Source organism: Altererythrobacter sp. Z27 (assembly GCF_052683155.1).
The window spans coordinates 759861-784358 of record NZ_JBQYMC010000001.1 but is presented as its reverse complement, the minus strand read 5'-3'; the positions used below and the strand labels follow the sequence as shown (position 1 = coordinate 784358).

At 62.2% G+C, this 24498-nt stretch carries 23 protein-coding genes; 20 read left to right on the top strand and 3 right to left on the bottom strand.

What is annotated here, in order from left to right; all coding sequences use genetic code 11:
• The first annotated feature begins 2 nt into the window (after positions 1-2).
• The 16 genes from ACUJ47_RS03885 to ACUJ47_RS03810 are packed head-to-tail and all read left to right on the top strand — an operon-like array spanning position 3 to position 16300.
• Positions 3-1214, top strand: coding sequence for an NADH-quinone oxidoreductase subunit D (locus tag ACUJ47_RS03885; RefSeq protein WP_445537134.1), 1212 nt, complete (start codon positions 3-5; stop codon positions 1212-1214).
• Positions 1214-1882, top strand: a complete 669-nt coding sequence (gene nuoE / locus ACUJ47_RS03880; protein ID WP_445537133.1) for an NADH-quinone oxidoreductase subunit NuoE — start codon at positions 1214-1216, stop codon at positions 1880-1882. Before ACUJ47_RS03885 ends, nuoE begins: the two co-directional genes overlap by 1 nt.
• The gene (gene nuoF / locus ACUJ47_RS03875) at positions 1882-3177 is read left to right on the top strand and encodes an NADH-quinone oxidoreductase subunit NuoF (RefSeq protein ID WP_445537132.1); all 1296 of its coding nucleotides are present in this window, start codon (positions 1882-1884) and stop codon (positions 3175-3177) included. Before nuoE ends, nuoF begins: the two co-directional genes overlap by 1 nt.
• A complete protein-coding gene (gene nuoG / locus ACUJ47_RS03870) occupies positions 3177-5192 on the top strand; it encodes an NADH-quinone oxidoreductase subunit NuoG (protein WP_445537131.1) in 2016 nt (671 codons plus the stop codon). The genes nuoF and nuoG overlap by 1 nt, the downstream gene beginning before the upstream one ends.
• A complete protein-coding gene (locus ACUJ47_RS03865) occupies positions 5192-5356 on the top strand; it encodes a hypothetical protein (RefSeq protein WP_354143444.1) in 165 nt (54 codons plus the stop codon). The genes nuoG and ACUJ47_RS03865 overlap by 1 nt, the downstream gene beginning before the upstream one ends.
• Positions 5353-6399: an NADH-quinone oxidoreductase subunit NuoH gene (gene nuoH / locus ACUJ47_RS03860; RefSeq protein ID WP_445537130.1), complete on the top strand. Its 1047-nt coding sequence runs from the start codon at positions 5353-5355 to the stop codon at positions 6397-6399. The genes ACUJ47_RS03865 and nuoH overlap by 4 nt, the downstream gene beginning before the upstream one ends.
• On the top strand, positions 6396-6884 hold the full coding sequence (nuoI, locus tag ACUJ47_RS03855) for an NADH-quinone oxidoreductase subunit NuoI (RefSeq protein ID WP_354143446.1): 489 nt from the start codon (positions 6396-6398) through the stop codon (positions 6882-6884). The genes nuoH and nuoI overlap by 4 nt, the downstream gene beginning before the upstream one ends.
• A gap of 27 nt (positions 6885-6911) precedes the next feature.
• Positions 6912-7535 carry an NADH-quinone oxidoreductase subunit J gene (locus tag ACUJ47_RS03850; RefSeq protein WP_445537129.1) on the top strand — a complete coding sequence of 208 codons (624 nt, stop codon included), beginning with the start codon at positions 6912-6914 and terminating at the stop codon, positions 7533-7535.
• Positions 7532-7837: an NADH-quinone oxidoreductase subunit NuoK gene (nuoK, locus tag ACUJ47_RS03845; RefSeq protein WP_445537128.1), complete on the top strand. Its 306-nt coding sequence runs from the start codon at positions 7532-7534 to the stop codon at positions 7835-7837. The genes ACUJ47_RS03850 and nuoK overlap by 4 nt, the downstream gene beginning before the upstream one ends.
• Positions 7838-7843: 6 nt before the next feature.
• The gene (nuoL, locus tag ACUJ47_RS03840; RefSeq protein WP_445537127.1) at positions 7844-9832 is read left to right on the top strand and encodes an NADH-quinone oxidoreductase subunit L; all 1989 of its coding nucleotides are present in this window, start codon (positions 7844-7846) and stop codon (positions 9830-9832) included.
• Positions 9832-11385, top strand: a complete 1554-nt coding sequence (locus tag ACUJ47_RS03835; RefSeq protein WP_445537126.1) for an NADH-quinone oxidoreductase subunit M — start codon at positions 9832-9834, stop codon at positions 11383-11385. The genes nuoL and ACUJ47_RS03835 overlap by 1 nt, the downstream gene beginning before the upstream one ends.
• Positions 11385-12848 (top strand): NADH-quinone oxidoreductase subunit NuoN, encoded by a 1464-nt coding sequence (gene nuoN / locus ACUJ47_RS03830; protein ID WP_445537125.1) that lies wholly within the window; start codon positions 11385-11387, stop codon positions 12846-12848. Before ACUJ47_RS03835 ends, nuoN begins: the two co-directional genes overlap by 1 nt.
• A complete protein-coding gene (locus tag ACUJ47_RS03825; protein WP_445537124.1) occupies positions 12845-13555 on the top strand; it encodes a biotin--[acetyl-CoA-carboxylase] ligase in 711 nt (236 codons plus the stop codon). Before nuoN ends, ACUJ47_RS03825 begins: the two co-directional genes overlap by 4 nt.
• A 9-nt stretch (positions 13556-13564) precedes the next feature.
• Positions 13565-14341, top strand: coding sequence for a type III pantothenate kinase (locus ACUJ47_RS03820; RefSeq protein WP_445537123.1), 777 nt, complete (start codon positions 13565-13567; stop codon positions 14339-14341).
• A 13-nt stretch (positions 14342-14354) separates the two neighbouring features.
• Positions 14355-16010: a ribonuclease J gene (locus ACUJ47_RS03815; protein WP_445537122.1), complete on the top strand. Its 1656-nt coding sequence runs from the start codon at positions 14355-14357 to the stop codon at positions 16008-16010.
• Positions 16010-16300, top strand: coding sequence for a DUF1467 family protein (locus tag ACUJ47_RS03810; RefSeq protein WP_354143553.1), 291 nt, complete (start codon positions 16010-16012; stop codon positions 16298-16300). The genes ACUJ47_RS03815 and ACUJ47_RS03810 overlap by 1 nt, the downstream gene beginning before the upstream one ends.
• A 24-nt stretch (positions 16301-16324) precedes the next feature.
• Here the strand turns inward: ACUJ47_RS03810 and ACUJ47_RS03805 are convergent, their stop codons facing one another.
• Positions 16325-18943, bottom strand: a complete 2619-nt coding sequence (locus ACUJ47_RS03805; protein ID WP_445537121.1) for an ATPase — start codon at positions 18941-18943, stop codon at positions 16325-16327.
• Positions 18944-19014: 71 nt separating this feature from the next.
• Here ACUJ47_RS03805 and ACUJ47_RS03800 point away from each other — a divergent pair, with 71 nt between their 5' ends.
• The 4 genes from ACUJ47_RS03800 (at position 19015) to ACUJ47_RS03785 (ending at position 22960) form a co-directional block, all read left to right on the top strand.
• Entirely contained in the window at positions 19015-19332 is a 318-nt protein-coding gene (locus ACUJ47_RS03800) for an Hpt domain-containing protein (RefSeq protein ID WP_445537120.1), read from the top strand.
• Between the two features lie 91 nt (positions 19333-19423).
• Entirely contained in the window at positions 19424-20596 is a 1173-nt protein-coding gene (locus tag ACUJ47_RS03795; protein WP_445537119.1) for a hypothetical protein, read from the top strand.
• Positions 20597-20598: 2 nt separating this feature from the next.
• Positions 20599-21576, top strand: a complete 978-nt coding sequence (locus tag ACUJ47_RS03790; protein WP_445537118.1) for a hypothetical protein — start codon at positions 20599-20601, stop codon at positions 21574-21576.
• A 64-nt stretch (positions 21577-21640) separates the two neighbouring features.
• Positions 21641-22960 (top strand): sensor histidine kinase, encoded by a 1320-nt coding sequence (locus ACUJ47_RS03785; protein WP_445537117.1) that lies wholly within the window; start codon positions 21641-21643, stop codon positions 22958-22960.
• Positions 22961-22985: 25 nt separating this feature from the next.
• Here ACUJ47_RS03785 and ACUJ47_RS03780 read toward each other — a convergent pair whose 3' ends face one another.
• Positions 22986-23195, bottom strand: coding sequence for a hypothetical protein (locus ACUJ47_RS03780; protein ID WP_354143460.1), 210 nt, complete (start codon positions 23193-23195; stop codon positions 22986-22988).
• Between the two features lie 3 nt (positions 23196-23198).
• A complete protein-coding gene (locus ACUJ47_RS03775) occupies positions 23199-24485 on the bottom strand; it encodes a citrate synthase (RefSeq protein ID WP_445537116.1) in 1287 nt (428 codons plus the stop codon).
• Between the last annotated feature and the right edge of the window lie 13 nt (positions 24486-24498).

Here is a 24498-nt window from a genome sequence, read left to right as displayed (position 1 = left end):
GCATGAGCATGCAGCTCGAGCAGTCGCCCACCACCGGTGACGAAGTCATCACCAATTACACGATCAACTTCGGTCCCCAGCATCCCGCCGCGCACGGTGTGCTGCGCATGATCATGGAGCTCGACGGTGAAGTGATCGAGCGGATCGACCCGCACGTCGGCCTGCTCCATCGCGGCACCGAGAAGCTGATCGAACACAAGACCTATTTGCAGGCGCTGCCCTATTTCGACCGGCTCGACTACTGCAGCCCGCTGTGCATGGAGCACAGCTATGTCCTGGCGATCGAGAAGCTGCTGAATCTCGAAGTGCCGGAACGTGCGCAATATTTGCGCGTGCTGTTCGCCGAGCTGACGCGCATCTGCAATCACATGCTCAACATAGGTGCGCATGTGATGGACGTGGGCGCGATGACGCCCAACCTCTGGGTGTTCGAACTGCGCGAAGACTGCCTCAATTTCTTCGAGCGCGCTTCGGGCGCCCGCATGCACTCGGCATGGTTCCGCCCGGGCGGCGTGCACCAGGACGTGCCCGAGAAGCTGCTGGTCGATATCGGCGAGTGGGTCGATACGCGCCTGCCCGAACTGTTCGGCGACGCGATGAGCCTTGTGCTCGACAACCGCATCTTCAAGCAGCGCAATGTCGATATCGCCGTGGTCAGCCGCGAAGACGCGCTGGCCTGGGGCTTCAGCGGGCCGATGATCCGCGCTGCCGGTATCCCGTGGGACCTGCGCAAGAGCCAGCCCTACGATGTGTATGAGCGGATGGAATTCGACATTCCCGTCGGCACCAATTCGGACTGCTATGACCGCTTCATGGTGCGCGTGAAGGAAGTTTACGAAAGCGCCAAAATCATCAAGCAGTGCCTGGCGGAAATGCCCGAAGGGCCGGTTGCCAGCACAGATGGCAAGGTTTCACCGCCCAAGCGCGGCGAAATGAAGCAGTCGATGGAAGCGCTGATCCACCACTTCAAGCTCTATACCGAGGGCTTCCACGTTCCGGCGGGTGAAGTTTACGTGGCGACGGAAAGCCCCAAGGGCGAATTCGGCGTCTATCTCGTCAGCGACGGCACCAACAAGCCGTATCGCTGCAAGATCCGCCCGACTGCATTCAGCCACCTTCAGGCAATGGATATGATGAGCAAGGGACACATGCTGCCCGACGCGACCGCCATCCTTGGCGCGATCGACGTGGTGTTCGGGGAGTGCGACCGGTAATGGCTGACCGTACTCCCGCACCCGATACGCCCGAACTCCGCGCGCGCTGGGGCGCATTTGCGTGGACTGAAGAGAACCGCAAGAAGGCGGATTGGCACATCGCCAAATATCCGGAGGGCCGCCAGAAATCGGCAGTGATGGCCTTGCTCGACCTTGCCCAGCGCCAAGTTGGCGCCGAGACCGATACGCAGGGCTGGTTGCCGCTGCCGGTGATGGAATATGTCGCCGACTATCTCGACATGCCGGTGATCCGCGTGCTCGAAGTCGCGACCTTCTATTTCATGTACAACATGCAGCCCGTGGGTAAGTACCACGTGCAGGTATGCGGCACGACACCGTGCATGTTGCGCGGTTCGGACGGCCTGTTCGAAACCTGCAAGAAGCGCGGGATGAGCAAGGGTCATGTTTCGGAAGACGGCCTCTGGACGCTCACCGAAGTCGAATGCATGGGCAATTGCGCGACCGCGCCGATGGTCCAGATCAATGATGACAATTACGAAGACCTGACGCCCGAGCGGCTCGACGCGGTGCTCGACGCGCTGGCCAAGGGCGAAACGCCCAAGGCGGGCACGCAGGAGCCGGGTCGCCATACCAGCGAGCCCAGCGGCGGCCCGACCACTCTGAAAGAGATGGTCAGCGAAAACCATGACTATCGGGGGGACTGGTGATGTCACTCCAGGATAAGGACCGCATCTTCACCAATCTCTACGGCTTCCAGGATTGGGGGCTGAAGGCGGCGCAGGCGCGCGGCGATTGGGACCATACGAAGAAGCTGCTCGAACGCGGGCAGGATGCGATCATTGACGAGATCAAGGCATCGGGCCTGCGCGGGCGGGGCGGGGCAGGCTTCCCCACCGGCCTGAAATGGTCCTTCATGCCCAAGGAATCGCGCGACGGGCGGCCCAGCTTCCTCGTCATCAATGCCGACGAATCCGAACCGGGCTCGTGCAAGGACCGCGAGATCATCCGCCACGATCCGCACAAGCTGATCGAAGGCGCGCTGGTTGCCGGTTATGCGATGCGCGCGCGGGCGGCCTATATCTACATCCGCGGCGAATATATCCGCGAGGCCGAAACGCTGCAGGCAGCCATCGACCAGGCATATGAAGCCGGGTTGATTGGCAAGAACGCCAGCGGATCGGGCTATGATTTCGACGTGTTCATGCACCGCGGTGCGGGCGCCTACATCTGCGGCGAAGAGACCGCGATGATCGAAAGCCTCGAAGGCAAGAAGGGCCAGCCGCGCCTCAAGCCGCCGTTCCCGGCGGGTGCGGGGCTCTATGGCTGCCCGACCACGGTCAACAATGTCGAATCGATTGCGGTTGTCCCCACGATCCTGCGGCGCGGTGCGACCTGGTTCAGCAGCTTCGGGCGCGACAACAACAAGGGCACCAAGCTGTTCCAGATCAGCGGGCATGTCGAAAAGCCCTGCGTGGTCGAGGAAGCGATGAGCATTCCCTTCCGCGAGCTGATCGAAAAGCACTGCGGCGGCATCACCGGCGGATGGGACAACCTCCTCGCGGTAATCCCGGGCGGTTCCTCGGTTCCGCTCGTGCCAGCAGAGCAGATCATGGACGCACCGATGGATTTCGACGGGCTGCGCGATGTCGGCTCGGGCCTCGGCACCGCGGCAGTGATCGTGATGGACAAGTCGACCGACATCGTCCGCGCGATTTCGCGCCTCAGCTATTTCTACAAGCATGAGAGCTGCGGCCAGTGCACTCCTTGCCGTGAAGGAACGGGCTGGATGTGGCGCGTGATGGAGCGTTTGCGCACCGGCGACGCGGCAATCGAGGAAATCGACATGCTGCAACAGGTGACCAAGCAGGTCGAAGGCCACACGATCTGTGCCCTCGGCGATGCGGCAGCTTGGCCGATCCAGGGCCTGATCCGCCATTTCCGCCCCGAGCTGGAACGGCGGATCAACGAACACAACGCGAAGTTTGCCGAGGCAGCCGAGTAATGCCCAAGGTCATTGTAGACGGACAGGAAATCGAGGTTCCGGAGGGTGCAACCGTCCTCCAGGCCTGCGAACTCGCGGGGAAGGAAATCCCGCGCTTCTGCTATCACGAGCGGCTCAGCATCGCGGGCAATTGCCGCATGTGCCTTGTCGAAGTGAAGCCGGGGCCGCCCAAGCCGCAGGCAAGCTGCGCGCTACCTACTGCCGAGGGCCAAGAAATCCGGACCGACACCGAAATGGTAAAGAAGGCGCGCGAAGGGGTGATGGAGTTCCTCCTGATCAACCACCCGCTCGATTGCCCGATCTGCGACCAGGGCGGCGAATGCGATTTGCAGGACCAAGCCGTGGCCTATGGCCGTGGCGGTTCTCGTTATCACGAGAACAAGCGCGCGGTCACAGAGAAGTATATGGGCCCGCTGATCAAGACGATCATGACCCGCTGCATCCATTGTACCCGCTGCGTTCGCTTCAGCGAGGAAATCGCGGGCGTGGACGAGATCGGCGCGCTCTATCGCGGCGAAGACATGCAGATCACCACCTACCTCGAACAGGCGGCGAAGCACGAGCTTTCGGCCAACGTGATCGACCTGTGCCCAGTGGGGGCGCTGACCAGCCGGCCCTACGCATTCGAGGCCCGTCCGTGGGAACTCAAGAAGACGCTGAGCATCGACGTTTCCGACGCCGTCGGCGCCAATATCCGGCTCGACAGCCGCGGGCGTGAAGTGATGCGCGCGCTGCCGCGCATCAATGACGACGTCAATGAAGAGTGGATCAGCGACAAGGCGCGTTACCAGGTCGATGGCCTGACCAAGCGCCGGCTCGACAAGGTGTTCATGCGCAAGCGCGGCGGGCTGAAACCCGCCAGCTGGGACGAAGCCTTCACTGCGATCGCCAAGCAGTTGAAAGGAAAGAAGTCTTCGATTGCGGCTGTTGCCGGCGACATGCTCGATTGCGAGACCATGTTCGCGGCGAAGGCGCTGCTCAAGGCCTGCGGATCGAGCCTGATCGAAGCCCGCCAGACCGGCATGGATTACGACGTGTCGAATTTGGCGGCGATGAACTTCAATTCGACCTTCGCCGGGATCGAAACTGCCGATGCCATCCTGATTGTCGGCAGCCATGTCCGCTGGGAAGCCCCACTGCTCAATGTTCGCCTTCGCAAGGCGGCAAAGCGCGGTGCGAAGATCTACATCATCGGCCCGGCCTGGGACACGACCTACCACGCAACCTTCCTCGGCAGCGACCTGTCGCTGCTGTCGAACCTGCCGAAGGATCTGGTCGACCATTTCAAGGCGGCTGAGCGCCCGGCGATCATCCTGGGCGGCATGGCGGTGGCCAAGGGCGCGCTGCAGGCAGGGCTTGCGGCTGCGGAGAAGCTGGGCTGCGTCAAGGATGGCTGGAACGGCTTCAACGTCCTCCACTTCTCGGCCGCGCGCATGGGTTCGCTCATGCTCGGCTTCACGCAGAAGGGCGGGATGAAGGACATTGCGGCCGCCAAGCCCAAGGTGCTGCTGGCACTGGGCGCGGACGAAATGGATTTCGAACCCTATGCCGATGCGCTGAAGGTCTACATCGGCCACCACGGCGACAAGGGCGCACACGCGGCGGACATCGTGCTGCCTGCGGCCAGCTATGCCGAAAAGCACGGCACGTATGTCAATGCTGAAGGACGGGTGCAGTTCGCCGAGAAGGCCGTTTTCGCGCCGGGTGACGCGCGCGAAGACTGGACCATACTGCGCGCGCTGGCCGATGCGCTGGGAGTTTCGGTCGGTTTCGACAGTTTCGCCGAACTACGGGCCGCGATGGCCAAGGAAGTGCCCGCGTTGGGCGTGGAAGGGTTGGCCGATTATGGCCCGCTGCCCAAGGCCGATCCCAAGGCCAAGGCGGAAGGCGTGATCGAGTTCTACCCGATCAAGGACTTTTACCTGACCAATCCGATCGCCCGTGCGAGCGCGGTGATGCAGCAGTGCTCGGCCGAGTTGCTCCAAGGCGACGAGTTGAAGGAGGCCGCTGAGTAATGGCTGTTCCTGTGATCCCCTTGGCGCTGGCCGGTTTCGGCGGTTACGCCGTGTGGCGCGCCTTCCGCGAAGACCGTAGCCACAGATCGAGCGCCGACAATGGCTGGCGCAACCAGGCTTTCGCCGAGAAGGAAGAAAAGCTGAAGGGCAGGAAGAAGAAATGACCGAATTCTTCCAGTCACTTGGCATGACCTACGAATGGGCGTGGTTCGTCGCCACGATCAGCGGCATCTTGCTGATTACCCTGCCGCTGTTGCTGGCGGTGGCGATGATCATCTACGTCGACCGCAAGGTGCTGGCTGCAGTAATGCTGCGGCGCGGCCCCAACGTGGTCGGCCCATTCGGCCTGCTTCAGAGCTTTGCTGACGGGCTGAAGGTGTTCCTCCAGGAAACGATTGTCCCGGCTGCGTCCAACAAGGGCATTTTCCTGCTCGCACCGATCGTGACCTTCACTGTCGCGCTGGCGGCATGGGCGGTAATGCCGTTCGACGCGCAAATGGTGCTGGCGGATATCAATGTCGGCCTGCTCTACATCCTCGCGATCAGCTCGCTGGGCGTTTACGGCGTGGTAATGGCGGGTTGGGCTTCTAACTCGAAATACCCGTTCTTCTCCGCGATGCGCGCCGCAGCGCAGATGATCAGCTATGAAGTCTCGATCGGCTTCATCCTGGTGTGCGTGGTGCTGTGGGCAGGCACGTTCAACCTCAACGGCATTATCGAAGCGCAGCAGGGCCACGGGCTCGGCTTCGTCAACGGGTTCTTCTTCAACCCGCTGCTGTTCCCGATGTGGGTGGTGTTCTTCATCAGCTGCCTCGCGGAAACCGCGCGCGCGCCGTTCGACCTGACCGAAGCAGAGTCCGAACTCGTCGCTGGCTTCCAGACCGAATATTCCTCGATGAGCTTCGCGCTGTTCTGGCTGGGCGAATACGCCAACATCCTGCTGATGTGCATGCTCAATGCGGTGCTGTTTTTCGGCGGATGGCTGCCGCCGGTCGACTGGGCGCCGCTTTATGCCGTGCCCGGGATCGTCTGGCTGTTGCTCAAGACCTTTGTGTTCTTCTTCATGTTCAGCTGGATCTGGGCGACCGTTCCGCGCTTCCGCTATGACCAGCTGATGCGGCTTGGCTGGAAGGTTTTCCTGCCGATGAGCCTGATCTTCGTCGCTGTTATTTCGGGCTATCTCATGGCCACAGGGCATTTCGCATGAGCACCGTCGCGCATCTCATAAAGTCGTTCACGCTGTGGGAATTCCTGAAGGCCCACGCGTTGACGCTGAAGTACTTCTTCAAGCCGAAGGCGACGATCAACTATCCCTTCGAGAAAAACCCGCTGAGCCCGCGCTTCCGGGGCGAGCATGCGTTGCGTCGCTATCCCAATGGCGAAGAGCGCTGCATTGCCTGCAAGCTGTGCGAAGCGATCTGCCCGGCCCAGGCGATCACGATCGAGGCCGAACCGCGCGAAGACGGCAGCCGCCGCACCACGCGTTACGACATTGACATGACGAAGTGCATCTATTGCGGCTTCTGCCAGGAAGCCTGCCCGGTGGATGCGATCGTCGAAGGTCCGAACTTCGAATACGCCACCGAAACGCGCGAAGAGCTTCTCTACGACAAGGCGAAACTGCTCGCCAACGGGGACAAGTGGGAACGCGCGATTGCCGCCAATCTTGAGGCCGATGCGCCCTATCGCTAGGCGGCGCCGGAACGGGAAACAGGGATCATGATCCAAACCTTATCCTTCTACCTGTTTGCAGGTCTGATGATCGCCAGCGCGTTGCTGGTGATCACGGCGCGCAATCCAGTACATTCGGTGCTGTGGCTGATCCTGGCCTTCTTCAACGCCGCCGGCCTCATGGTCCTCGTGGGCGCCGAATTCATCGCGATGCTGCTGGTGATCGTCTATGTCGGCGCCGTCGCGGTGCTGTTCCTGTTCGTGGTGATGATGCTCAACATCGATTTCGCCGCAATGCGCGCCGGTTTCGTCAAGAATTTCCCGCTCGGGCTGCTGATCGCGCTGATCCTGTTCCTCGAACTGTTCGTGGGCCTCGTCGCAACGAATGCCGGCGGGATCGATCTGGGCTCGCCCGATGGCAGCGCGGCGCAGCCGCTGGGCGCGAGCAATATCGAAGCGATCGGCGCGTTGCTCTATGGCCGCTATATCTTCCTGTTCGAAGTGGCCGGTATCATCCTGCTGGTCGCGATGATCGGTGCGATTGCGCTGACCCACCGCCAGCGCCCCGATGGCACGCGCGCACGGCAGGATATCGGCAAGCAAATCCGCCGCCGTCCGGAAGACGCCACCATCATGAAACAGCCCGAAGTGGGGCAGGGGGTCGAGCTGTGATCGGCGTCGAACATTATATCACCGTCAGCGCGATCCTGTTCGTGCTGGGCGTGTTGGGGATCTTCCTCAATCGCAAGAACGTGATCGTGATCCTGATGGCGGTCGAACTGATCCTGCTGTCGGTGAACATCAATCTCGTCGCCTTCAGTGCCTTCATGAACGACCTCGTGGGCCAGGTGTTCGCGATGTTCGTGCTGACCGTCGCCGCGGCAGAAGCCGCGATCGGGTTGGCGATCCTGGTGATCTATTTCCGTAATCGCGGCACCATTACCGTCGACGACGCCACGCAGATGAAGGGATAATCGCAGGTGCAATCGATCCTTCTCATCGTTTTCCTGCCCTTGCTCGCGGCAATCGTCGCGGGACTGGGCAACCGCATGCTTGGCAATACCGCCAGCAAGTCGATCACGACCGGCGCGCTGTTTGTTTCCTGTGCGCTGAGCTGGCCGATCTTCATCGGCTTCCTCACCGGCAGTGTCGAAGCAACCGTCGTGCCGGTCCTCAAATGGGTCGAAAGCGGCACGCTGACCTTCGACTGGGCGCTACGCGTTGACACGCTTACGGCCGTGATGCTGGTGGTGATCACCAGCGTTTCCGCTCTCGTGCACCTCTATTCGTGGGGGTACATGGAGGAAGACCCGGACCAGCCGCGCTTCTTCGCCTACCTCTCGCTGTTCACCTTCGCCATGCTGATGCTGGTGACGGCGGACAACCTCGTCCAGATGTTCTTCGGATGGGAAGGCGTGGGCTTGGCCAGCTACCTTCTGATCGGATTCTGGTTCAAGAAACCCAGCGCCAATGCTGCCGCGATCAAGGCCTTCGTGGTCAACCGCGTGGGCGACCTTGGTTTCATGCTGGGCATTTTCGGCACCTATCTGGTGTTCCAGACGACTTCGATCCCGGAAATCCTTGCCGCGGCGCCGGGCATGACCGGATCGACCATCGGTTTCCTTGGCTACCGCATGCACACGATGGATATTTTGTGCATCCTGCTGTTCATCGGCGCGATGGGCAAATCTGCGCAGTTGGGCCTCCACACCTGGTTGCCCGATGCGATGGAAGGCCCGACCCCGGTTTCCGCGCTGATCCATGCCGCGACCATGGTGACGGCGGGCGTGTTCATGGTTTGCCGCCTGTCGCCCATGTTCGAGGCTGCGCCGGTCGCGCTCGGTTTCGTCGTGTTCATCGGTGCCGCCACCTGCTTCTTCGCCGCTACGATCGGCACCACGCAGTGGGACATCAAGCGCGTCATCGCATATTCGACCTGTTCGCAGCTGGGCTATATGTTCTTCGCGGCGGGCGTCGGCGCTTATGGCGCGGCGATGTTCCACCTGTTCACGCACGCCTTCTTCAAGGCTCTGCTGTTCCTTGGTGCCGGATCGGTGATCCATGCGATGCATCACGAGCAGGACATGCGTTATTACGGCGGCCTGCGTAAGCACATCCCGTTCACCTTCTGGGCGATGATGGCGGGCACGCTGGCAATCACCGGCGTGGGTATTTTGGGAGTGTTCGGCTTCGCGGGCTTCTATTCGAAGGACGCAATCCTTGAAGCTGCCTTCGCGCGCGGTACCGGCATGGCCAATTTCGCATTCTGGGCCGGTGCGGGTGCGGCGCTGCTCACCAGCTTCTACAGCTGGCGACTGGTGTTCCTCACCTTCTACGGCAAGCCGCGCTGGATCGAGAGCGAACACATCCAGCACAGCGTCCACAAGACGCCGGAACAGGCGGGCGAAGACACTACGGGTGGCTACCATCCGCATGAAAGCCCGCTTTCGATGCTGGTACCGCTTGGAGCGCTGACTATCGGCGCGATCTTCGCCGGTTTAGTCTTCAAGGGTGCGTTCATCGACGGCGAGGACTTCTGGGCCGGATCGATCTATTACAATGCGAACCTGATCCATGCGCTTCATGGCGTACCGCTGTGGGTGAAGCTGACGGCCACCATCGTGATGCTGCTGGGCTTCGTCACGGCCTGGTGGGCCTACATCAGGAACACGTCGATCCCGGGCAAGTTCGTCGAGCAATTCCGCGTCGTGCACCAGTTCGTGTACAACAAGTGGTACTTCGACGAGCTCTACAACTTCCTCTTCGTCAAACCGGCCTTCTGGCTGGGCCGCATCTTCTGGCAGAAGGGCGATGTCGGCACGATCGACCGGTTCGGACCGAACGGCGCTGCCTGGCTTGTGCAGCAAGGCGCCGTTGTCGCGAAGAAGGTGCAGTCCGGATATCTCTATAGCTATGCGCTGATCATGCTGTTGGGCCTGGTCGCCGCGATTACGTGGGTTCTCTTCTGATGGACGGGTTTCCGATCCTTTCCGTGATGCTGCTGGTCCCGCTGGTTGCGGGTATCGCCTGCTTCTTCCTTGAAGCGCAGGCGGCGCGGTTGACCGCGCTGGTGGCGACGCTCGCCAATCTCGCATTGGGCGTGGTGCTGTGGGTCAATTACGACATCGGCGGCGCGCAGTGGCAGTTCGTTGAAACGGCGCCGCTGTTCGCGGGCTTCAGCTATGCGCTGGGGATCGACGGGATCGCGCTGATGCTGATCATGCTCAGCGTGTTCCTGATGCCGATCTGCATCCTCGCCAGCTGGGAAGCGATCACCAAGCGCGTCGGCGAATACATGGCCGCCTTCCTGATCATGGAAGTGCTGATGATCGGCGTGTTCGCCGCGCAGGACCTGTTCCTGTTCTACATCTTCTTCGAGGCTGGCCTCATTCCGATGTACCTGATCATCGGCGTGTGGGGCGGGGACAACCGCATTTACGCGAGCTACAAGTTCTTCCTCTACACGCTGCTCGGCTCGGTGCTGATGCTGATCGCCATGTTCTGGATGGTCAACACTGCGGGCACTTCCGACATCCCGACGCTGATGCAGTATGATTTCCCGGCCGGGGCGCAAACCTGGCTGTGGCTTGCCTTCTTTGCCAGCTTCGCGGTTAAGATGCCGATGTGGCCGGTGCATACCTGGCTGCCCGACGCGCACGTGCAGGCACCCACCGCCGGTTCGGTGATTCTGGCAGGCGTGCTGTTGAAGCTTGGCGGTTACGGTTTCATCCGTTTCAGCCTGCCGATGTTCCCGGAAGCGAGCGCGCAGCTGGCGTGGCTGGTGTTCGGCCTCTCGATCGTCGCCGTGATCTACACTTCGCTCGTCGCGCTGGTTCAGCACGACATGAAGAAGCTGATTGCCTATTCGTCGGTTGCGCACATGGCGATCGTTACCGCCGGCCTGTTCGCATTCAACGTGCAGGGCCTTGAAGGCGCAATGATGGTGATGCTCGGCCACGGGCTCGTCTCAGGCGCGCTGTTCCTCTGCGTCGGCGTGATCTACGACCGGCTGCACACGCGCGAGATCGACCGTTACGGCGGTCTATCGATCAACATGCCTTATTACGCGCTGTTCTTCATGCTGTTCACCATGGCGAGCGTTGGCCTGCCGGGCACCAGCAACTTTATCGGCGAATTCCTTGCGCTGGCGGGCATCTACCAGGTGTCTACCTGGGTGGCTCTGGCTTGCACGACCGGCATCATCCTGGGCGCGGCTTACATGCTCTATCTCTATCGCCGTGTAGCCTTCGGCGAGCAGAAGAATGCCGATGCCGCCGCTATGCTCGATCTCGACAAGCGCGAATGGGCGATGCTCGCTCCGATTGCAGCAGCAGTGCTGTGGATGGGCGTCTACCCCGAAAGCTTCCTTGCCCCGATGCGGCAGGACATCGCATCGCTCGAAGCGCGGATCGCGCGTGCTGCGCCAGCGGGTGACAGCCAGCTGGTTGTCGGCGTGCCGACCGGTCACATTGCCAATGAAATGCCGCATGAAGGCGGGGAAGCTGGGGAGGGAGCCCACTAATGGACTTTGCAGCCTCCTTTGCGCTGATCGCGCCCGAACTCGTCCTCACCGGCACAGGCCTGGTGTTGCTGCTGGTTGCCGCCTGGGGCGGGGACCAGCGCGCGCAGTTGGTGACTTACCTCGCTTGCATCGGCCTTTTTGGCGCGGGCGTACTGCTGGTTCCGACGCTGCATGACGGGCTGGTTGGCCCGGCCACTTCGGCCTTTGGCGATTTGTTCCGTGCCGATGCCTATGCCGGCTTCGCCAAAGCGCTGATCTATCTCGGCGCAATCGGCTGCCTGCTCGTCGCGCCCGCCTATTTCGACCGGCTCAAGGCGATGCGCGCCGAATATCCGGTGCTGGTGGTGTTTGCTTCACTGGGCATGAGCATCATGGTCTCCGCGGGAGACCTGATCACACTTTACGTCGGGCTCGAGCTTAACAGCCTCGCGGCCTATGTCCTGGCATCCATCCTGCGCAATGACGACAAGTCGGCCGAAGCCGGCCTGAAGTATTTCGTGCTTGGCGCGCTCGCCAGCGGCATCCTGCTTTACGGGATGAGCCTGATTTACGGCTTCACCGGCAGCACCAGCTTCGTTGGCGTCGCAGCGGCAATCTCGGGCGAACTTTCGACCGGGGCCTTGTTCGGCATCGTCTTCGTGCTGGCAGGGCTGGCATTCAAGATCTCTGCCGTCCCGTTCCACATGTGGACCCCCGACGTTTACGAAGGCGCGCCAACTCCGGTGAGCGCCTTCTTCGCCACGGCTCCCAAGGTGGCCGCAGTTGCGCTGATCGCGCGGGTGGCGCTGGAAGTGTTCGGCAGCCAGGTGGACGCGTGGCGCCAGATCGTGATCTTCCTCGCGCTGGCTTCGATTGTTGTGGGTGCACTCGGGGCAATCGGTCAGGACAACATCAAGCGCCTGCTCGCCTTCTCCTCGATCAACAATGTTGGGTTCATCCTGATCGGGCTTGCCGCAGCAACCGCGCAGGGTGCCAGCGCGATGCTGGTCTACCTGTGGATCTACATGGCGATGTCACTCGGCAGCTTCGTTGCCGTGCTGATGCTCAAGGACGCGGATGGCACACCGGTGGAGAGCATTTCCAGCATGTCCGGCATGGTCCGCGAACAGCCTTTGCTTTCGTGGTGCCTGTTCTTCCTGATGCTGAGCCTGGCCGGTATCCCGCCGCTGTTCGGCTTCTGGGGCAAGTTCGTAGTGTTCCAGGCTGCAGTGGAAGCCGACATGATCGTGCTCGCTGCGCTTGGTATTGCCGCCAGTGTGATCGGCGCCTTCTACTACCTCAAGGTGTGCAAGGTGATCATGTTCGACGACTCAAAGGGCATCGTGACAGGCAAGAGCAACGCCAGCCATTGGGCGGTGCTTGGCATCACTTCGCTGATCATTTCGCCGCTCGGCTACCTGCTCACGCCTTCGCTGGGCGATCTTGCGGACAAGGCGGCCAGCGCACTGTTCCTCGGCGTGTGATCACCTTCGTAGAGCAGACCGGTTCCACCAATGCGGACTTGCTCTCGCGCCTCGGCGCGGGCGAGCACGTGCGAGAAGGCGATTGGCTTGTCGCACAGCGTCAAGTCGCAGGGCGCGGACGGCAAGGCCGCCAGTGGTTTGACGGGGCGGGCAATTTCATGGGCTCGATCGTCGTAAGGCCGGGACCGGGCGACCCGCCTGCACATTCGCTGGCGCTGGCGACCGGTCTCGCGGTCTATGAGGCCGTTCTGCCGCTTTGCCCTGATCCCTCTGCATTGATGCTCAAATGGCCGAACGACGTGCTGCTAGGCGGAGCCAAGCTCGCGGGCATACTGCTCGAAGCTGCGGGAGGTGCGGTCGTCGTGGGCATTGGTGTCAATTTGCGCGCCGCGCCGCAATTGCCCGATCGCAGGACAATCGCCCTGGCTGACGTGACTACGCCTCCGGCGCCCGCGGACTTTGCTGAGCGGCTTGCCGCGGCATTCGAGGCTGAAATCGTCCGTTGGCGCAGCCATGGCCTCGAATTGTTGCTACGCCGGTGGCAAGCCGCCGCGCACCGGCCCGGCACACCATTGAAGGTCCACGATGCGAGCGGGGAAACGCTGGCGGGCAAATTTGCCGGGCTCGACGCGAGCGGCGCCTTGCTGTTGCGCCGTGCCGATGGCAAGACGCAGGCCGTCCACGCCGGTGACGTGGTAATCGAATAGGGGAACACGATGCTGCTTGCAGTCGATGTCGGAAACACAAATGTGGTCTTCGCCCTGTTCGACAGCGGCGAGATCAAGGCGCGCTGGCGCATCGCCACCGATCCCCGGCGAACCGGCGACGAATATGCGGTGTGGCTGCTGCAGCTCCTGTCGATCGAGGGCGTCGACAAGGGTCGGATCAAGCACATCATCATCGGTTCGGTCGTGCCTCGCGCGATCCACAACATCAGCGTGCTGGCAGAGAAGTATTTCGGGGTTACGCCCTTGATTGCCGGGCAGGGCGATGCAGACTGGGGCATCGCGGTTGACGTCGACGAACCGCGCTCGCTTGGTGCAGACCGCGCGCTCAACGCCATTGCCGCGCATGAGAAGTATGGCGGCGACCTGATTGTGGTCGATTTCGGCACCGCGACTACGTTCGACGCGGTGGATTTTACGGGTGCCTACAAGGGCGGGATCATCGCTCCCGGGATCAATCTGTCGCTCGATGCATTGGTTAACAACACGGCCAAGTTGCCGCGCATCGCCATCAGGAACCCGGGCAATAACAACGTGATCGGTCGCAACACAGAGGACCAGATGCTGATCGGCGTGTTCTGGGGCTATGTCGCCATGATGGAGGGCCTTATCGCCCGCATGCGCGAGCAGATCGGCCGCCCTGCCAAGGTGGTCGCTACCGGTGGCCTCGCGATCCTGTTCGACGAGCACACCGGCATTTTCGACGCGGTCGATGCCGATCTGACGCTCGAAGGGCTCGCCATCCTTGCCGCGCGGGCAGGGGCCTGAGTCGGACCATTCGATGAAGAAAGACTTCAGTCCCGAGGACGAATTGCTGTTCCTTGCCCTGGGAGGATCGGGCGAGATCGGCATGAACGTCAATCTCTACGGTTGCCAGGGCAAGTGGATGATGGTCGACCTCGGGATGACCTTCTCGGGCGACCAATATCCCGGGATCGAGCTGGTTTTTGCTGATCTAGAGTTCATTGAGGACCGCGCGAAGGACCTGCTCGGCATCGTGCTGACCCACGCGCATGAGGATCATATCGGCGCTGTGCCGTATTTCGCGGCCGAACTGGGCGTGCCGCTTTACGCCACGCCTTTCACCGCCGACCTGGTTCAGCGCAAGCTGGAAGAGGCAGGGCTGGCCGACGGCGTCGATCTGTATGTTATCGAGGACGACCATGGCACCCTCAACCTCGGCCCTTTCACAGTCACCTATGTTCCGCTCGCGCACTCGATTGCCGAGGGGAACGCGCTGCTGATCGAGACGCCTTACGGGCGCGTGTTCCACACAGGTGACTGGAAGCTCGACGAAGAACCGATCATTGGGGAGCCGACCACGGAGGAAGAACTGGTCGCCATGGGTGACGAGGGGATCCTCGCGCTCGTCTGCGATTCGACCAATGTGTTCAATCCCAACCCCAGCGGCTCCGAAGGTGCAGTGCATCGCGGGTTGATGGAAGAGGTTGCGCGACACGCCGGAAAGCGCGTGCTGGTAACAACTTTCGCTTCCAACGTGGCCCGCTTGCAGACCTTGGGCGATGTCGCGCGCGAGACGGGGCGCCAGCTCTGCGTGGCCGGGCGTTCGCTCGATCGCATCATCGAAGTCGCGCAGGCGACCGGCTATTTGCAGGACTTCCCCGAAACGGTCGATTTCGACACTGCGATGAGCCTGCCGCGGGGGGAAGTGTTGATCCTCGCCACTGGCGGGCAGGGCGAGCCGCGGGCTGCGCTTGCCCGGATTGCGGACGAGAACCATCCGATCGAGCTGGTTTCAGGCGACGTGGTTCTGTTCTCGAGCCGCCAGATACCGGGCAACGAACTTGCCATAGGCCGGGTCCAGAACCAGCTGGCCCAGCGCGGGATCGTGATGGTGACCGACCGGCAGAGCGCGATCCACGTTTCGGGCCATCCGGGGCGCCCCGAACTCGAAGCGCTATATGGCTGGCTGCGTCCGCAACTGCTCGTGCCGGTGCATGGCGAGATGCGGCATATGCACGAGCAGGCGCGGCTCGGGCGCAAGTGCGGCATCCCTGCGGCGGTCGTGCAAGGCAATGGCGACATCGTCCGCCTTGCACCTGGGGCGCCGGGCAAGCTGGCAGAGGTGCGCGCAGGGCGGCTTGTCCTCGACGGCGATATCATCGCGCCTGCCGATGGTGAGGCCATAACCATGCGCCGCCGGATCGCGCGCGACGGGCTGCTCATCGTAGTGCTGGATAGCGCGTTTGAGCCGACCGTGGAGGCTGTCGGTCTCCCCCTCGATGAAGATATGCCGAATTTCCTCGAAGAAGCGGCAGAAGATATCCGCAAGGCGATCGGCGCTCTCCGCGGCAAGGTGGCGCGCGATGCCGCCACAGTGCATGAGGCCGCCCGGCTCGCCGCGCGGCGCGCGGCGCAGCGCTGGTCAGGCAAGCGGCCACAGGTGAGGGTCATCATGCTGGGGATAGAACAATGATGGCATGGACCTCGATCCTGGCCATTTACGCCCTGTTCTGGGTGATGACGGCCTTTGTCATGCTGCCTTTCGGCGTGAAAACACATGATGAAGCCGGGTTGGAGAAGATCCCGGGGCAGGCTGACAGCGCACCGGCCAACTTCCGCCCGGGGCGGCACGCGATGCGCGCAACCTTTGTTGCGGCCCTGCTGACCGGGCTTTACGTGCTCAATTACCAATATGGCTGGATCACAGCCGAAGACATCGACTTCTTCCCTGCTCCTCCCAGTGCGGAGCAGAGCAAGCCTTAAGCCTTCGACACCGGGCTTTTGCTCTCAGTCGCGCAGTCGTTCGATCGCCTGCGCCAGCGCAACATAGAGCTTGCCCATGTCGGAGCTGAGCAGGGTCACGCCCAACGCATTGCCGTCCCGTGTCGAAAGGACGCTGCGCAGCATGCTCTCGAAATCGTGGATGTAGCGGCTGACGTGTTCGCGGAAGGCCTGGTCGGACTCGTAAAGCTCCATGATCTCGCGCGCTTCGCTATTATCGACCAGCCGCACGGCACGGCGCGTGAAGATGCCGCGATCGCCCTTGAGGTAAGACGCCCAGGCGGTATCCGTCACATCGGCTGATAGAGCTTTGGCGATATCGATCGCATTGGAATTGAGGTTTTCGGTAATCAGCGCCATGCGCCGGGCAAAATCATTGTCGACCTGTTCCTGCGCGATTTCGCGTGCGCGCACCACGCGCTGTTCAAGGTTGGCCGCCAGTTCGTTCACCTTGGCGAGCTGGTCGCGCAGATTGGCCGCGATGGCCTTGCCGGCGGTCGAGGCGCGCAGGGATGCTTCCTCCAGTCGCTCAACTGCGGCGGCGCCTTCCGCATGAAGCGAGCGCTCGATCGCGGCCGAGGCGCGCGCACCGATCTGTTCCGCAATTTCGGCCAGCTTTTCGCCAGAACCGCTTTCGAGAGCGGCAAAGGCGTGTCGGGCAGCTTCCTCAAGCTGGACGATGGCCGTGCGCAGGTCTTCGCCGGTCCGGGCAGAAACCCGCTCGCTGTCCCGCTCAAGATCACCCAATGCGTCGCGCAGCGCGTGGATCCGGGCCGTGCTCTCGTCGGACTGCTTTGCTACGCGCTCGTGCAATGTGCCGACATCCTCGGCGGTCTGGGCGATGCTTTCCCTTGCGGCGATGACGTATTCGTTCAGCCCGCTGCCTCGCTCGTGAGCAGCATCGACATTGTCCTTTAGCAGCAATGCGCGCTGTTCGACTTCGCCAAGGCGAGCTGCCGCCTGGTCGATTGCCTTGGGCAGGGCTTCGCGGGTTTCGCGAGCGCCCGACTGGATAATTTCAAGCAGCCGGATGCCGCTCTCGGTGAGTTCGGCGAGAGTATTCGCGGTCTCGGTCAGTTCGCTGCGGCTCTGGCCAAGCCGCTCCGCAAGATCGCCCATGCCTGCGCCGAGCGTGGTTTCCGTCCGCTGCGATTGCTCCGCAATGGCGCTGAGCAAGCCATTGAGTTCCTGTATTTTGGCCGCAACGCCCGAACCATGCGCCACAAGCTGTTCCAGCTGGGCAGCCTGCGCTTCGTTGCGCTCGGCCAGCATCTCGTCGAGTTCGGTCAGGCGCTGGGCCAACACTTCGCTTGCCTGTGCTTCTCGTGTATCGAACTCGTCCTGACGGCGCGCGACCGCTTCTGCAAACCTGGCATCGCGCTCCGCGATCTGGGCATCGAGTTGCTCGGTTTCCTGCGCAAATGTATCCAGGCGACGCCTTCCGGCGGCAACGGCATGCAGGTCAAGCTGGTCGATCCGCGCGACCACCTCGGCAATATCCTTGTAGAGCCGCTGCTTGTGCTCATCGAGGCCTGCAATGGCATTTTCCTGCGCGTCATTGAGCGATGCGGTAACGGCGGCAGCCTCCTTTGCCAGCGTTTGGACCTGCGTCCTGAGTGCTGACAGCCCGTTGTTGGCATTCAGCGCCAATTGCTCGCCAAGCTCACCGATCGACGTACGCAATTCGTCCGCCCGGTGCCGCATGGAAGCCAGCGCATCGACCTCGCGACCATCCAGTTCAACCCTGAATTCCTCGCTCTTTTCAGCCATCAGCGCGAAGCGGCTTTCGGTGACCTGCTCGATCTGCGCGAGCTGGCCTTCGAAGCGCCCAATGGTCGCTTCGATCTGTTCGCTCAGGACGTTGACCTGCCGCCCGCTTGCCTTGCCAAAGTCATTGAGCCGCTCAAACCCGACAACCAGCTTTTCCAACTGCTCCTGCGCAGCGCGACCGGTCTGGCCGATCTGATTCGATACGTCGCGCGCTGAATTGGCAATTACAGGCAAATCGTCGCGCAATTTCCCCATGTTTGCCAGTGCAGTATCGCTGACACTTGCGATCGCTTCCACCTGGGCGCCGTTGTTCTTGATGAGCGATTGCAGGGTGCCGGCGTGGCTCGAAAGGCGTTCGGATGCAATCCTGCCGAGCGATTCGAGCTCGCGCGACTGGCTCCCCAGGAACTCGCGAGCGAGCGAGAGTTCGCGGTTTACCACGGCAAGGCGATCTTCGAGCTCACGCGATTCCTGCCGCAGCAGGTTGGCTGCATCCCCGAACCGTGCCGCCTCGCGGCGGCTCAGTCGCATCGAGAGCAGCCAGAGGGTGGCGATGAGCAGGACGGGCACCGACCAGTCAACGATCAGGGGAACCCAGCCTTGCGGGGTGGGCAGGGCGCGGAACTGATCTTGGAACGCCCAACCGTAGAAGCCAGTCCAGCCGGCTATCGCAAGCACTGCGGAAACGGGCACGATCCAGTCGTACCAGCGCCGACGCATGGTAGGCTCAGGGTCTTCCTCGACCCATTCCTCCTGCAGGATGATCGGCTCATCCCCGGCTTGCTCGATTGCTTGCTCTGGCGCGTTCTGCGCCCCCTCTGGCCCTACGGCCCGGATATGGGATCCCCCGGTCATGCGGGGGAATCTAGCCGATTCTGCGAAAGGATAAACCCCGCTTTAACCCTTGATGGCCTATCCGCGGTCCCATGGCTTATGAAAGCGGTTCTCTTGATGCCACATTGGCAGCCGCCGCGGGGCAGGACCTTGCCCTGATGGCAGAGCTGCGCACGGCGTTGCTCGACAGCGCCGAACGCCAGCTCGACTTGTTGCGGCGCGCGCGCTGCGACGGGAATTGGCAGGTTGCAGCCATGCGCCTCAAGGGTCTTGCCGCAAGCTTTCATGCAGAAGAACTGCTGGAGGCCGCAGAAGCCGCGTTGAGCGCGGTGCCCGGCGAACCCGGAGCGGTGCGGGAAATCGAGCAGGCGATCGTTCGCCTCGGTTGGCGCGCGCCAGCACAGGCCTGATCCAACGAAAAACTGCGGCTTGGCAGCGCGGTTGCGCTCCGCCTATGGATGATCAACCGGAATTGGGGGATCAGCCGCTTTGCGCACCGCATTGCTATCGACACTTGAACTGACGCCGGGCGGGCGTGCACGCGCTTTCCAGCGCCTCGGCGGCCGCTTCCTGCTTTCCTGGCAGGTCGATCTCGCGCGCGACCTTGGTTGTTCGCGGATCGTGTGCCTGGCCGAGGCGGAAAGCGAGCAGCTCGACGAAATACGCGAACAGGTCGAGGATCTGGGGCTCGAATTCCATATGGTTCGCGGCCCGCTGCCCCTGGTTGGCTTGCTGACGGCAGACCAGGAGCTGGTTGTGATCGCCGACGGGCTGGTGGCGGATCGAGAGCTTGTTCGGGAACTGCTGGGGCAGGGGCGCGGGGTCGTTGCCTTGCCCGACGATGCGGGGATCGAGGCTGGATTTGAACGCATCGATGCCAGCCATGCATGGGGTGGCATCATCGTGACCCGTGCCAATATCGCCCAGCAACTGGCTGATATGCCGCCAGATAGCGATGCAATCTCCTTGCTGCTTCGCCTTGCCTTGCAGGCAGGTACGCGGCTCATTCCCCTCGATGAGGAGGCACTCGAGAGCGGTGATTGGTTGCTGGTCCGCGAACGTGCGGCATTGGCACAGCGTGAAGAGACCTTGCTCGATCGCAGCGTGGAGCAGGTGTCATGGACTGCGCCCGGCCTTGCATTAAGCCGGAGGCTGGCGCGCTCGCTCGCGCCCGACGGATTGGAGCGCGGCGGCACCATCGCCATGGGGCTGGGTGCGCTCGGCCTTGTCGGCGCGATCGCCTCCGCCGGCTATGATTATGCCTTCCCTGCTGTCGCGAGCTTTCTTGCGGGCAGTTTCGCCATCGCCTCCAGCGAGGCGCTGACCCGGTTGAAGGCTCGCATGCGCGGATCGGGCGACGGCAAGAGCCGGGCACGGTACCTGCAAAGCCTGCTCGATATCGCCTTGCTGGCGGTGCTTGCCCTTCCGGCCACGGCCTACAACGCATTGGATCGTCTGTTCTTGCCGTTGATGCTGATCGGCCTGCTACGGCTTGTGGCGACTTTGGCACCGGCCAGATGGGAGAATGCCTGGCGCGACCGAACGAGCGTGGCGCTTGTGCTGCTGATTGCTGCATGGTTCGGCTCGCTTGAGCAGATAATGGCCATGCTTTGCGTGGCAACGCTTGGCTTCTGCCTGTTTTTCCGTCGGAAATCGCAGATAACGCTGGCTTAACCATGCCGCGCTATAAGCACGCGATGAAAGAGGCTGTGATGGACCCACAGGATCAGATGCGGGCGGGCGACGCCTTGCGCCGGGAGCTGGCGCGAGGGGATGTTGCGTTGTCCGGCGTCGCGCCTGTGTTGAGCCATTTGCTGGCCTCTCCCGGACAGGCGCTGGTGAGCGAGGATGTACTGGCCCGCATGCGTGGCATGTTGGGCGATATTTCCCGCCAAGTCATTGCTGCACATGCTGAATTTGGAGACAAGGGCAGCCAGCCCGGGCAAGGGATGCAGGTCGATTTGGCCGCGCGACTGGCAGCGAGCGGCATCGTTGTGAGCCACTGCTACGCGATTGCAATGGAAAGCCTGTTGGGTGAGCGACTCGAACAAGACGGCTCGATCGATCAGGTGCTGACACCGCTTTTGCAGGAATTGATCGCATCCCCAGACGAATCGACCGCAGAGCTGGCAATGGCGGCCATGAGCGCTCAGGCGCGCTTCGTGCAGGCGCAGCGTCGGATGGACATGCCGTTGGGTGAGCTACCCTCCGAATTGCTTCTGGAAGTGCTGGCACTCGGCCGGAAAGTGTGCGCCGCTTCGGAGCCCGGACCCTATGACAGGGCTGAGCAGGCTTTGCGCGCCGGTTATGACGAAAGCGTGAGCCGCCTTGGCCTGCTTACGCGGCTTGTCGGGGGGCTTTCTGGCGGAATTCGTGCCGCGCTCGACCTTGAACACGCAGGGCTCGCTCTGTTCGCCACTGCGCTGGCCCGCACTTCGCGCCAGGCGCGCGAACTGGCCATCCTGTCATGCCATGAGCGCCAGCTTGTCCGCTTGGCGCTTTCGTTGCGTAGCGGTGGTCTGAAGCCAGCGGCGATTGCACGTCAGTTCGTGGTGATTCATCGCGACCTGGCGGTACCTCAGGGTATCGAGGATATTGCCCCGGAACAGGCCGTAGCGATGCTTAAGGGTGCCGCTGCCGGGCGCAGCAGCTGATCTTATGGTCGCACCTCACTCCCTTCTGGCCGCGCGCGGGCTGACTGACGGCGATGATCGCCTGATGACTGCAGATCAACCTTTGGCTGAACTGCAGCAGCGCTGTGGGGGGCGCATCCCCGGCAAGTTGGCCGTGCCCGAACTGCTCGAACTGGTGCAGCAAGGCCGCTGTATGGGGTTGCGGATCGCGCGCGAGTTCTCGGCGCAAGATGGCGATGCACGCGTATCCGGCTTTGTCCGTATCCATCCGCAAGCGGGTGAGGGCAATGATGGGTGCGAGATATTGATCGAGAACTGGCGTCGTGAAGGCGCAGCTCCGGAAGACGATCGCGAAACTGCAGAGCGGCAGGATGCGATCGATCGTGCGACTGCGGAATTCTCGGCAAGGCTCGATGGCAATCAGCGGCTGTTGGCGGGCGAAGGTACGGCTCCGGACCTCGCCGAACTGATCGGCCTGACACGGACCCAGGCGGGAAAGCCATGGGTCGAATATGTTGAATTGATCGGAATTTCGCACCGCCAGCCACTTCACTGGCGACTGCTGGATGGAGTCAAATGTCGTATCGCCGGGTCGCTGCGCGATTGGCGCGCGCGCCTGATCCCGCTCGGGACCGACCAAATTGTGCCACGAGGCTTCGAACTCCTGCTTGTGGCTGAGCAGCCTGTTCCACTATCGCAAGAAGACGACGGGTCAGGTGATGAAGCCAACAGCCGACTGATCGGCGATGCGCTGACCCCGGCGCTGAGCAAGCCGGTGGCGCGGATCATCGCCAATGCCGAAACAATCAAGTCGCGGCTCGCCGGACCATTGCGCGAGGAGTATGTGGGCTATGCCGGGGATATCGTCGCGGCGGGTAAGCATCTCTCGACTTTGCTCGACGATCTGGGCGATCTCGAAGCGGTTGAGGCCCCGGGCTTCTGCACAACGAAGCAGGCAATCGATCTGGCCAAGCTGGCACGCGAAGCAGCGGGCATGCTCGCGACGCGGGCGCAGGCCAAGAACATTTCCCTGGTCGCGCCCGACGAAGCTGGCGCATTTCCCGCCACTGGCGAAGCGCGCCGTGTTTTGCAGGTGCTGCTGAACCTTCTGGGCAATGCGATCAATTATTCGCCCGAAGGCACACAGGTAGAGATAGAAGTCGGGCCGTGGCGCGGTGGCGCTGCGAGTGTGTCTGTGCGGGATCAGGGGCCGGGCCTTACTCGCGAGCAGCAAGAGCGCGTGTTCGGGAAGTTCGAGCGGCTCGGCCGATCCGGGGATGGCGGCTCGGGGCTGGGCCTCTACATCTCGCGGCGTCTTGCGCAGGCGATGGGCGGCGAATTGCTTGTTGAGAGCGAAGCCGGGAAGGGCGCCTGCTTCATCCTGTCGCTGCCTACGAAAGACTGAGGTGACAAAGCAGGCACGCGCAAGTTCAGCTGCGGATGCGGCCTGAAGCCCAGATCAGTATCGCGCCCACCAGCACGGTAATGCCGCCATAAAGGGCCCAGCTGCGGTCAGCGAGCATGAAGCTTTCAGCCGGCCACATCACTATGCCGAGCCCTTGGAGCGTCCACAGCCCGCCCGAAAGGATCAGCGCAACGCCGAAAACCTGCAGGACGAGCTTGAGGATACGCTTCGCCATGGCTCAGCGCTGGCTGACGGGCACGTAATCGCGCTGCGCCGGGCCGGTGTAAAGCTGGCGCGGGCGGCCGATTACCTGGCCTGGATCGGAGATCATTTCGTTCCACTGGGCAACCCAGCCAACCGTGCGGGCCAGCGCAAACAGCGCGGTGAACATGGTGGTGGGGAAGCCGATCGCCGACAGGATGATGCCCGAGTAGAAGTCGACATTCGGGAACAGCTTCTTCTCGATGAAGTAGTCGTCGCTCAGGGCGATTTCTTCGAGACGGAGGGCGGTTTCGAACAGCGGGTCCTTGACCTTCAGCGCATCGAACACTTCGCGCACGGTCTTCTGCATAACCGTCGCGCGCGGATCGTAGTTCTTGTAGACGCGGTGGCCGAAGCCCATCAGGCGGAACGGGTCGTTCTTGTCCTTGGCGCGCTCGATATAGTGCGGAATGCGATCGGGCGTGCCGATTTCCTTGAGCATATTGAGCGCGGCTTCGTTCGCGCCACCATGGGCCGGACCCCACAGGCAAGCGATGCCGGCGGCGATGCAGGCGAACGGGTTCGCACCCGAAGAACCGGCGAGGCGCACGGTCGAAGTCGAAGCATTCTGCTCGTGGTCGGCATGCAGGATGAAAATGCGGTCCATCGCGCGTTCGACCGCCGGGATCACTTCATATTCCTCAGCGGGCACGCCGAAGGTCATCTTCAGGAAGTTGCCCGTGTAGGACAGCGAATTGTCCGGATAGATGAAGGGCTGGCCGATCGAGTACTTGTAGGCCATCGCAGCGATCGTCGGCATCTTGGCAATCAGGCGGTGGCTGGCGATCTTGCGCTGCTGGGGGTCCGAAATGTCGGTGCTGTCGTGGTAGAAGGCAGAAAGCGCCCCGACCACGCCGCACATCACAGCCATCGGGTGCGCGTCGCGACGGAAGCCACGATAGAACTGCAACAGCTGTTCGTGCAGCATGGTGTGGCGGGTGATGGTGTAAGTGAAATCGTCGAGCTGGTCGGACTTGGGCAGTTCGCCGTTCAGCAGCAGATAGGCGACTTCCATGAAGGAGGAATGCTCGGCCAACTGGCCGATCGGGTATCCGCGGTGGAGCAGGACACCTTCGTCACCGTCGATATAAGTCAGCGCGCTTTCGCAGCTCGCAGTCGATTTGTAGCCCGGATCGAAGGTGAAGGCGCCGGTCTGGCCGTAAAGCTTGCGGATATCGATGACATCCGGGCCCACGCTACCTTCAAGGACGGGGAACTCGTAGGTCTGACCCCCCAGTTCAAGCTTTGCGTTCTTGTCCGCCAACGTAATTCTCCTT

What these genes read in the sequence shown, in the direction of transcription:
- ACUJ47_RS03885 (WP_445537134.1), top strand. Translation starts at nt 3, where the DNA reads ATGAGCATGCAGCTCGAGCAGTCGCCCACCACCGGTGACGAAGTCATC.
- nuoE (WP_445537133.1), top strand. Translation starts at nt 1,214, where the DNA reads ATGGCTGACCGTACTCCCGCACCCGATACGCCCGAACTCCGCGCGCGC.
- nuoF (WP_445537132.1), top strand. Translation starts at nt 1,882, where the DNA reads ATGTCACTCCAGGATAAGGACCGCATCTTCACCAATCTCTACGGCTTC.
- nuoG (WP_445537131.1), top strand. Translation starts at nt 3,177, where the DNA reads ATGCCCAAGGTCATTGTAGACGGACAGGAAATCGAGGTTCCGGAGGGT.
- ACUJ47_RS03865 (WP_354143444.1), top strand. Translation starts at nt 5,192, where the DNA reads ATGGCTGTTCCTGTGATCCCCTTGGCGCTGGCCGGTTTCGGCGGTTAC.
- nuoH (WP_445537130.1), top strand. Translation starts at nt 5,353, where the DNA reads ATGACCGAATTCTTCCAGTCACTTGGCATGACCTACGAATGGGCGTGG.
- nuoI (WP_354143446.1), top strand. Translation starts at nt 6,396, where the DNA reads ATGAGCACCGTCGCGCATCTCATAAAGTCGTTCACGCTGTGGGAATTC.
- ACUJ47_RS03850 (WP_445537129.1), top strand. Translation starts at nt 6,912, where the DNA reads ATGATCCAAACCTTATCCTTCTACCTGTTTGCAGGTCTGATGATCGCC.
- ACUJ47_RS03835 (WP_445537126.1), top strand. Translation starts at nt 9,832, where the DNA reads ATGGACGGGTTTCCGATCCTTTCCGTGATGCTGCTGGTCCCGCTGGTT.
- nuoN (WP_445537125.1), top strand. Translation starts at nt 11,385, where the DNA reads ATGGACTTTGCAGCCTCCTTTGCGCTGATCGCGCCCGAACTCGTCCTC.
- ACUJ47_RS03820 (WP_445537123.1), top strand. Translation starts at nt 13,565, where the DNA reads ATGCTGCTTGCAGTCGATGTCGGAAACACAAATGTGGTCTTCGCCCTG.
- ACUJ47_RS03815 (WP_445537122.1), top strand. Translation starts at nt 14,355, where the DNA reads ATGAAGAAAGACTTCAGTCCCGAGGACGAATTGCTGTTCCTTGCCCTG.
- ACUJ47_RS03810 (WP_354143553.1), top strand. Translation starts at nt 16,010, where the DNA reads ATGGCATGGACCTCGATCCTGGCCATTTACGCCCTGTTCTGGGTGATG.
- ACUJ47_RS03805 (WP_445537121.1), bottom strand. Translation starts at nt 18,943, where the DNA reads ATGACCGGGGGATCCCATATCCGGGCCGTAGGGCCAGAGGGGGCGCAG.
- ACUJ47_RS03800 (WP_445537120.1), top strand. Translation starts at nt 19,015, where the DNA reads ATGGCTTATGAAAGCGGTTCTCTTGATGCCACATTGGCAGCCGCCGCG.
- ACUJ47_RS03790 (WP_445537118.1), top strand. Translation starts at nt 20,599, where the DNA reads ATGCCGCGCTATAAGCACGCGATGAAAGAGGCTGTGATGGACCCACAG.
- ACUJ47_RS03785 (WP_445537117.1), top strand. Translation starts at nt 21,641, where the DNA reads ATGACTGCAGATCAACCTTTGGCTGAACTGCAGCAGCGCTGTGGGGGG.
- ACUJ47_RS03780 (WP_354143460.1), bottom strand. Translation starts at nt 23,195, where the DNA reads ATGGCGAAGCGTATCCTCAAGCTCGTCCTGCAGGTTTTCGGCGTTGCG.